Origin of the sequence: Flavobacterium collinsii (assembly GCF_902804485.1) — a bacterium.
In the GTDB taxonomy this organism is placed as follows: domain Bacteria; phylum Bacteroidota; class Bacteroidia; order Flavobacteriales; family Flavobacteriaceae; genus Flavobacterium; species Flavobacterium collinsii.
Genome location: NZ_CADCST010000203.1, coordinates 1 through 4032, shown reverse-complemented (window position 1 = coordinate 4032; position 4032 = coordinate 1). Strand labels below are relative to the sequence as shown.

Below are 4032 nucleotides of genomic sequence, written 5' to 3'. Positions count from 1 at the left end.
TCCTCATTATAATACTCCTCTTAAAGAGTTAGGAGATTAAAAATTAAATGAACTAGTTATTCTCTATAAAACTTTTAATAAGACTTGCATGAGATAGCGGCTTAGTTATATTTTGAAGATCTGTATTTGTCTCTTAATCTAATAATACTAATGATTTAGTGGAAGAAATTATTTTCAATTCTTCTACTAAATCATTAAGATATTTTTTTTAACACATATTCATAAGACGGAACATATATATTTAGTCTAGCATTATAATAATCCAAAAGTTCAGAACTATTTATTCCCTTTTGATGTCCTAATACAATACCGAATTTTCTAGTCGTTCTTTTCAAGTTTTTCATATTTTTAATCAAAAACTTAGATTCATCAATTCCGTAATTTTCAAAAACCTTTAGGCCTTGCCAAATCCCTTCAACAGATTCACTGTAACAATTATCTATAAAAGGAATTGGAATATTTCCAACTGGATAAAAAGGGCTAAATTTTACAAAATCATTTGTAGCTTTTGATGTTACATCAATTATTTCAGAATTTGGATATTCTTTTTGTATAGTTTGAACGGATTTTCTTTTATGACAGATAAATATTGGCATTTTTGAAGTATTTTTGATTTTTTCAATAGTATTAACTACTGCTAAGAGTTTTTTCTTTTTAAACTTGTTCGTTTACATTTTCAAAATAAACGACATAAATCGAGTAAATTTTAGATGAATTCCTTATTATATCTTTTAGTAAATAGATTTTCAGTAATAACAAATAAAAAAATAACTTACTATCTGTTACCCTTTTTATGTTCTTTACTTTACATTATTTCTTAAACTTTCTTCAATGTAATTTAACAGCAAATATACAAAAATTGGTGTGGCGATTTTAGATATAGTTTACATACGAAGATCCAAAGTTTATAAAACATATAATATGTTTTTTAATATCCTAATTAGTAGTGATCAGCATAATGAGACAGAAATAATATTTTGAAACAATAATTAAGATGATAAAAGTATCCGAAAAAGACTGGGAAGTATTTGATAAAAACTATAGAATTAGTAGAGAAAAATTATTTCTCATTTTTCCTTATAGGGCAAATTATGAAGAGTTGAAACAGTTGTTATTAGAGTCAAAAACTGATTCTATATACGATACACGATTTACTGATATATTGTGGAGATTTCCGATTTCTATGCCGGATAGTGATTTTATGAAATTATTACAATTCTTTTTATTAGAGAATTGGCATCATAATCATGAATCCATAATTGGTTCATTTCAAAATAGTTTTAATGAAGATAAAGAGAATCTAAAATATTTAATGCAGGCATTTTATTCACTTCCTGAATTTTATAAATATGATGAAGCACTTAAATATCCATATATTCGTAAAATTATCTATGCTATTGGTGTACAACCAGAACCGTATAACATTGAAGCATTAGAAATAATTGCACAATCAGAAGATGAAGAAATAAGAGAATTAGCATTACATCAAATTGAAAAAAGAAAACGACTTGGCAGATGGGAAGCTGAGGAGGATGAATAATTAAAATAACATTCTTATTTGAAAAGTAAAAGTGATAAAAGTATCAGAAAAAGACTGGAAAATTTTCCACGAGAATTATAGAATGAGTAGAGATGAACTACTTCCAATATTTCCTTATAAGCAAATTTTGAAGAGTTAAAGCAATTATTATTAGAATCAAAAACTAACCATGTTTTCAATAATAGATTTAATGCAATATTGTGGAGATTTCCGATTTCTATATCGGAAACTGATTTTTTAAAATTATTACACTTTTTTTTATTAGAATCTGGACATCATGATCATGAAGAAATCATTTCATCATTACAACAATATTATAATAAAGATAAAAAAAGTATAGAGTACTTAATGAAGGTCATATCTTCTCTTCCTGAATTCTATAAGTATGATGAAGATTTAAAATATCCATATATTCGTAAAATTATCTATGCTATTGGCGCACAACCAGAGCCATACAATATTGATGCATTAGAAACTATTTCACAATCAGAAGATGAAGAAATAAGAGAATTAGCATTAACATCAAATTAAAAAAAGAAAAAAGCTCGGTAGATGGGAAGCCGAGGATAACGAATAATTAAAATAATATTCTTATTTGAAAAGTAAAAATGATAAAAGTACCAGCTTTCCGAAGTGTTCAACTGAAAAGCTGTGCAAATGTCTCTGACTTTGCGCTTTTTTTACGCTTATTGAATTATTAAAGTTCGTAAAAATCTCCCGACTTTTTATATTTATTTCTTAATATTATTTTGATTCTTTCTTTCTCATAAATTGTATCTAGTAAATTTAGCTTTAAAGTCTGAAACTTTACAGTTTATGTGTTTTAAACTAGACGTTTGCAAGTTGGCGCAAAGTCGCAGACATTTGCCAGCGATTTTACTGCGGGCATGTACATTAGAGTTCGTGGAGTAAAATATGAAACAGCCTCACTTTATAAAAAGATACAAATCGTAGAACCACCTAAACAATAAAAAATGAAAAAAATATTGTGTTACGTTACATTAGTTTTTGCCTTTGGCGGACTTATTTCTGAATCAATGAATGACTTTATGAATCTTAAATTGATTTATTATAACTTACATCCGGACAAATACTATGAAAAAGATAAATTATATATTTATAAAAAAGAAGAAAACAATTCTACAAGTTCTAGTGGATCAAATTCATGGTATTATGGTACTCTAGAAAAACAAAAAACAAAAGATAATATCTATTATAGTAGATCTTACTTGAAACAAAATACATTATCTGATTCTAAAGGCGAATATCTCAAAGTATGGTACTGTAAAAAAGCACAAAAAATGATTCTAAGAGAAGGCGATAAATTGAGCCCAGAAATTTATTTTAGCGGTATAATTATCTATGCTTTAATCATAATGATAATTCCGTGCTTAATCACAATAACAAAAAAAGTAAAAATGAAAACTAAACTTTCAATAGTCTTATTATTTGCGATAACCATTCAATCATTTTCACAAAACCAAAATGAAGGCTATATTGTTGAGGATGATAAAAATATCATTGTAGAAATATCAAATTACAGTGTCCCATTAAAGATTAATAGGGTAAGTTCTCAATATCAGATTAATTAAAGTAGTTTCTCAATAACTATATAAGTTAAAAATGAAAGGCATTAAAAACTATTCTTCTTTTTTTTACTTACACATTTCCAAGATAGTGTCTCAAAAAAGAACTCCTCTACAAACATCAAAAGCTCTGGAAACCACAGAGCTTTTTCTATTTAAAAAACAACAAATCAATCAATTCTCTTAATCATTTTTTTCTTTGAATAAATAAAAATCATATTTTAATTATAAATATATTCATTGAAATAAAACAGTACGTATTTTATAGAATAACTTAGATAGAGATACGAGCGAGACACTTACAACAGCTGGGGCGAATACAAACACACTATAAGATTTAATTAAAATGAAAAACATTACTTTTTTAAAAAAACATAAGATAATTAAAACTGTATTTATTGTGACCTTTACAATGGCTGTACACGGTCTTATTGATGGAGATATAAAGAAACCTTTTCAGGAAAATTATGAAAATTATATCGCATTGTACAATCCTAAAGAATATTTGAAAAATGCTGTTTTTGTAGTTGATACCGCCTATATTGAAACTCAGGCAACTTCAAATCAGGGATCATCCACAACTTTCAAGGATTACACTATAATCAGAGGACATTTGTTACACTCCAAAACTAAACAGGAGATTACTTATGAGTACGTAAATTCAAATATATTAGATAGCTTTTATCATCAAAAAGTAGAAAAAATAAACGTCTTAAAAAACAGCATCAATGGTATTGCCTTTTTAGAAGACAAAAAATATATAAGCTCTGAAAAGATGAATGCTGTTTCGAACTTGTATTTTAATCTTTCATTCATTCCGCTTATTATAATTTTACTCGTCTTAAAAATTAAAACCAAATGAAAAAAATATTTACTATTATACTTGTAATTAACGCACTAATATCT

Annotated in this window: 5 protein-coding genes; 4 read left to right on the top strand and 1 reads right to left on the bottom strand. The window is 26.5% G+C overall.

All coding sequences use genetic code 11. From position 1 onward, the window contains the following. Positions 1-194: 194 nt before the first annotated feature. Positions 195-596, bottom strand: a complete 402-nt coding sequence (locus FLA105534_RS23735; RefSeq protein WP_217427742.1) for a DUF6939 family protein — start codon at positions 594-596, stop codon at positions 195-197. A gap of 398 nt (positions 597-994) precedes the next feature. Here FLA105534_RS23735 and FLA105534_RS23730 point away from each other — a divergent pair, with 398 nt between their 5' ends. The 4 genes from FLA105534_RS23730 to FLA105534_RS23715 all read left to right on the top strand — a co-directional run bounded on the left by FLA105534_RS23730 (position 995) and on the right by FLA105534_RS23715 (position 3988). Continuing rightward, a complete protein-coding gene (locus tag FLA105534_RS23730) occupies positions 995-1540 on the top strand; it encodes a hypothetical protein (protein WP_173968542.1) in 546 nt (181 codons plus the stop codon). Positions 1541-1738: 198 nt separating this feature from the next. Continuing rightward, positions 1739-2071: a hypothetical protein gene (locus FLA105534_RS23725; RefSeq protein WP_173968541.1), complete on the top strand. Its 333-nt coding sequence runs from the start codon at positions 1739-1741 to the stop codon at positions 2069-2071. Positions 2072-2514: 443 nt separating this feature from the next. Further along, positions 2515-3132: a hypothetical protein gene (locus FLA105534_RS23720; RefSeq protein ID WP_173968540.1), complete on the top strand. Its 618-nt coding sequence runs from the start codon at positions 2515-2517 to the stop codon at positions 3130-3132. Between the two features lie 340 nt (positions 3133-3472). Continuing rightward, complete coding sequence (locus FLA105534_RS23715) at positions 3473-3988, top strand: hypothetical protein (RefSeq protein ID WP_217427741.1); 516 nt, start codon at positions 3473-3475, stop codon at positions 3986-3988. Positions 3989-4032: the final 44 nt, after the last annotated feature.